We start from the raw sequence: 4,065 nt of genomic DNA, 5'->3' as shown, positions 1-4,065 counted from the left end.
CCGCCGGCGAGCCCGATTTCGGCGCGCGCCTTGCGCCGCCCGCTCCCCGCAACCGGGATGCGACGCCATCCGAGGCGGACATGCAGGCTGAGGATTGAGTGGACGGCTACAGGTACCAGGCCAGCACCGCATCGAGCCCGGCTGTCCCAATCACCGGCAAGGCGACCATCTGGCTCAGCCCGGAGGCGCGGGCCTCAACGGCCGCGGCCGAATTGTCATGCGCAAGATCATCGTTGAGGGCGGGCATCCCGGTGGCCCAGGCGCCGCCGATGCCGCCGTCGCCCCTGGCAATGGATTTGTCCGCATAGAGCGCGGCAAGGTCGGTCTGGACGCTGCAATCTCCGGCGCGGAAAACGAGCGCTGAGCGAGCCTCGTTCGGCACCCAGATCTCGAAGCGCCGCGCGATTGGCATTGCCTGCGCGGAGAGGAAAGTCAGCACCCAGGTCTGGTCGGTGGCGGTCCGGTAGGGCACGCCGACGCCGAGATTGATGCCGACCTCGGCGGCGTCTTCCCAGCGCAGAAAGCTCTTGGCGTTGTGCAGGTCCTTGATGATCAGCGGCAGGCCGGCCTTCCAGGTGCGGCCGGGCAGGCCGAAGCCGCGCGGAAAGCGGGTGTGGCGGGAGTTGAACTCGAACATGTCGGCGGTGCCATAGTAGCCGTCGACGAGTCCCATTTCATGAGAGGTATCGGGGTCGTTGTGCCAGAGTTCGATCGCGCCGACATGCGCTTCGTCATAGCCGCAGAACAGCACCATCACGGCCTGCAGGAATTCGCCTGAAAACACCGGCACCGCCACGCCGCAGGTCAGGCCCGCCGCGAGCGCCTGGTCGGTCCGCCTGAAGTAGGAGTTGGCGAATTTGGTGAGGATGACGGGATGGCCGGACGCCCAGGCCTTGCCGGGAAGCCCCTCATCGCGACCGAAGCGCAGATCTTCGCTTGCGGACTTGAATGCGCACAGTCCGTCGCCGTAAAGGCCGCCGCCGAATTCCAGCCGTGTGCGCGTCCGGTCGGGCACCCAGAGTTCAACGACGCGAATGAAGGTCTTCATCGAACGTGTCCGCCGCCTCGAGACCTTGGCAGCATCGGCCATTTGCCAGCGGAACGGGCGTTCAAAATTCAGGCAGGGCAGCGCAAACTTCGTGCGACGGAGAAGAGCGGCGGGTGATCCGGCGAAGGCATTTTCGAAGATACAAGTCACACCACGTCGCCGGCCACGGCCGGCGATGGCGATTTCGGTTCTGGGCCCCGACCCGCGAGCCGGAGGCAGCTACGATCAGCCGATAGGCAGGCGCGTGATCGTCGGCCTGTCGGCGATGGTCTGCGGCTTGTGCTCGCGCTCGCCGAGTGGCTGGGTCACCGGCAATTGCAGCACGGTTGCGCGCTGGCCTTCGACGAGCTGAGTTACCAGCACGTATTTGCCGTCGGGGAATTCGATCGCATCGTGATGGCGATCCGGAATGTGCGGATCGATCTTGCCGAACTTGCCGACGCGGGAATTGATGGTGCGCGTCCAGATCCAGCGATTGTCGTAGCGGACGTTGTCGGCGAAGGCGAGCTCCGTTCCCGGCAGCAGGCATACCGCGACCGACATGTCGGCTTCGGAGGCGAAGCCGCGCGTCGAGGTGCCGCGGAAGGTTGTCGTGACGATCGTCTCGCCGACTTCGGCGGGACGCGTCGCGACGGCGTGCAGGCTGTAGTCACACATCGGGGTGCTCCTCATTCGAAGATAGCGACCCGCGTCTCTTGTCGAGGCGCAGGCCTCTATCAGAGTGGAAGCATACAACGGTCTGCTTGGTTGTGGGCAAATCTGCGGCTTGGATCCGCAGGCCGCCATCACAATATCTTTTTCAGATGCACGAGGAACAAAGCCCGCTTTTGTGCATTCGGCACGCTTCTCCGTCAGTGGCCAGCAGGCGCCGACCAGCCCGAATACCGCCAGGCTGATTGCGACGGCGGCGCAATGGCGTCGCGTGCGTTGCGGAATTGCTCGCTCGTCACTGCTGGCGTCGCCTTGCGGACATGACGCGATCGTGCGGCGGCGGCCTGCGACAGTGACGTTGCGATCAGCGCCAACGTGAGCGTGCTCAACACAATGTTGCGCATGGTTGTCTCTTCGGTTTTTTCAAAAGGCCCGCAAAGCGATGCGTGCTTCGCGCGGTGTGCCGAGGATCTAGCGCGGGACAGGTGGCCGGATAATCTGAGCAGAACCAGAAAGACTATCCAGCCGGAGCGGACAATTGTCCGCTCCAACGGATGCCGAACGATCGCGAGGGCAGCTCAGTACTTCCGGTACAGGCCGATCAGCTTGCCCTGAATCTTCACCCGGTTGGGCGGCAGGATACGCACCTCATAGGCAGCGTTGGCGGGCTCGAGCGCGATCGATGCGCCGCGGCGGCGGAAGCGCTTCAGCGTCGCTTCCTCGTCGTCGATCAGCGCCACCACGATGTCGCCGGTGTCGGCGCTCTCGTTACGCTGGATCAGCGCCATGTCGCCATCGAGGATGCCGGCTTCCACCATCGAATCGCCGCGCACCTCGAGCGCGTAGTGCTCGCCGGAGCCGAGCATGTCAGGCGGTACGCTGATGGTGTGGCTGCGGGTCTGCAGCGCCTCGATGGGCGTGCCGGCCGCGATACGGCCCATGACCGGCACGGCGACCGGACGCTCGCCCTCGTCAGCGGGCGGGCTGGACGTCGTGCGCACCTTGCCGAGATTGCCTTCGATGACGCTCGGCGTGAAGCCGCGGCGGTTGCCGGCGGCAGCCTGCAGCTCGGGCAGCTTGATGACCTCAATCGCACGGGCGCGGTTGGGCAGGCGCCGGATGAAGCCGCGCTCCTCGAGTGCGGTGATCAGGCGATGGATGCCTGATTTCGAGCGCAGGTCGAGCGCATCCTTCATCTCGTCGAAGGAGGGCGGCACGCCGCTTTCCTTCAGGCGCTCACTGATGAACCGCAGAAGCTCGTATTGTTTGCGCGTTAACATCTCGACCAAAGTCCCCCGGTTGATGTCGTTCGATTCCGAGACGCTGAATTCAGCGATAAGCCGCTGCATGCTCGAAACAAATCATGAACGGACACTATATGTTCGATACATGTTCCGCAACTGCTTAATTTACCGTGAACGCGGCAAAGTTCGCGGAACGCGTGTCGCCGTGCGGCTCAGACGGGCAGGCGCAGCACCTCGCAGGGCGTGCCGGCTTCGGCCTTGGGCGCAAATGGCGCGCGCACGAGAAGTACCTGTGCCGCAGCGAGATTCGCAAGCAGCGAGGAATCCTGATGATTGACGGGAAGGGCGATCAGCGTGCCGTCGTCGCGCGCCTCGAGGCGTGCGCGGAGATAATCCTCACGCTGGTCGTTGGCGCCGAGGTCGCGGCCGAGCACGGCGCGCTCGCGGCGATGATGGATCACCTGTTGGCCCGACAGCGCGCGAATCAGCGGCACCATGAACAGGAAACCGCACACATAGGATGACACGGGATTGCCGGGCAGGCCGATCACGCGCATCGTGCCGAGCCGCCCGTGCATCATCGGCTTGCCCGGCCGCATCGCGATCTTCCAGAACGTCATCGCGATCCCCTCGGCCTTGAGCGCCTGCTGGACCAGGTCGTGGTCGCCGACCGAAGCGCCGCCGGTCGTGATCAGGATGTCGGCGCCGCTCTCGCGGGCCCGCCGTATCCCCGCAGTGGTGGCCTCCAGCGTATCGGCGGCAACGCCGAGGTCGACGGTATCCGCGCCTTCCTGGCGGGCGAGTGCGTGCAGGGCATAGCCGTTGGAATAGACGATCTCGCCGGGGCCGGGCGTTGCCCCCGGCATCACCAGTTCGTCGCCGGTGGCGAGGATCGCGACCTTCGGACGGCGGTGCACGGGCAGGTGCGGGTGATTCATCGCGGCAGCGAGCGACAGGTCGCGGTCGGTGAGCCGGGTTCCCTTCCGCAGCAACACGTCGCCTTCGGCAAAGTCGACCCCGGCGCGCCGGATGTGCCGGCCGGCAATGGCTGCTTCCTTGATCGTGATGCGCTTGCCGTCCGCGACCGTATCTTCCTGGATCACGACCGCGTCCGCGCCGGCG

The 4,065-nt window shown here is 65.3% G+C and carries 5 protein-coding genes; all 5 read right to left on the bottom strand.

From position 1 onward, the window contains the following. Positions 1-106 precede the first annotated feature (106 nt). Complete coding sequence (locus A5906_RS22795; protein ID WP_080137571.1) at positions 107-1,048, bottom strand: GAF domain-containing protein; 942 nt, start codon at positions 1,046-1,048, stop codon at positions 107-109. 225 nt (positions 1,049-1,273) lie between these two features. Continuing rightward, positions 1,274-1,705: a hypothetical protein gene (locus tag A5906_RS43110; protein ID WP_018642279.1), complete on the bottom strand. Its 432-nt coding sequence runs from the start codon at positions 1,703-1,705 to the stop codon at positions 1,274-1,276. 194 nt (positions 1,706-1,899) lie between these two features. Further along, positions 1,900-2,103: a hypothetical protein gene (locus A5906_RS22785; protein WP_080137538.1), complete on the bottom strand. Its 204-nt coding sequence runs from the start codon at positions 2,101-2,103 to the stop codon at positions 1,900-1,902. A gap of 174 nt (positions 2,104-2,277) precedes the next feature. Then, positions 2,278-2,979, bottom strand: a complete 702-nt coding sequence (gene lexA / locus A5906_RS22780) for a transcriptional repressor LexA (protein WP_027559402.1) — start codon at positions 2,977-2,979, stop codon at positions 2,278-2,280. Between the two features lie 176 nt (positions 2,980-3,155). After that, the coding region (locus tag A5906_RS22775) for a molybdopterin molybdotransferase MoeA (protein ID WP_245326859.1) at positions 3,156-4,065 on the bottom strand (910 nt) is incomplete at its 5' end.

Source organism: Bradyrhizobium sacchari (assembly GCF_002068095.1).
In the GTDB taxonomy this organism is placed as follows: domain Bacteria; phylum Pseudomonadota; class Alphaproteobacteria; order Rhizobiales; family Xanthobacteraceae; genus Bradyrhizobium; species Bradyrhizobium sacchari.
This window is presented reverse-complemented; position numbering and strand designations above follow the sequence as displayed.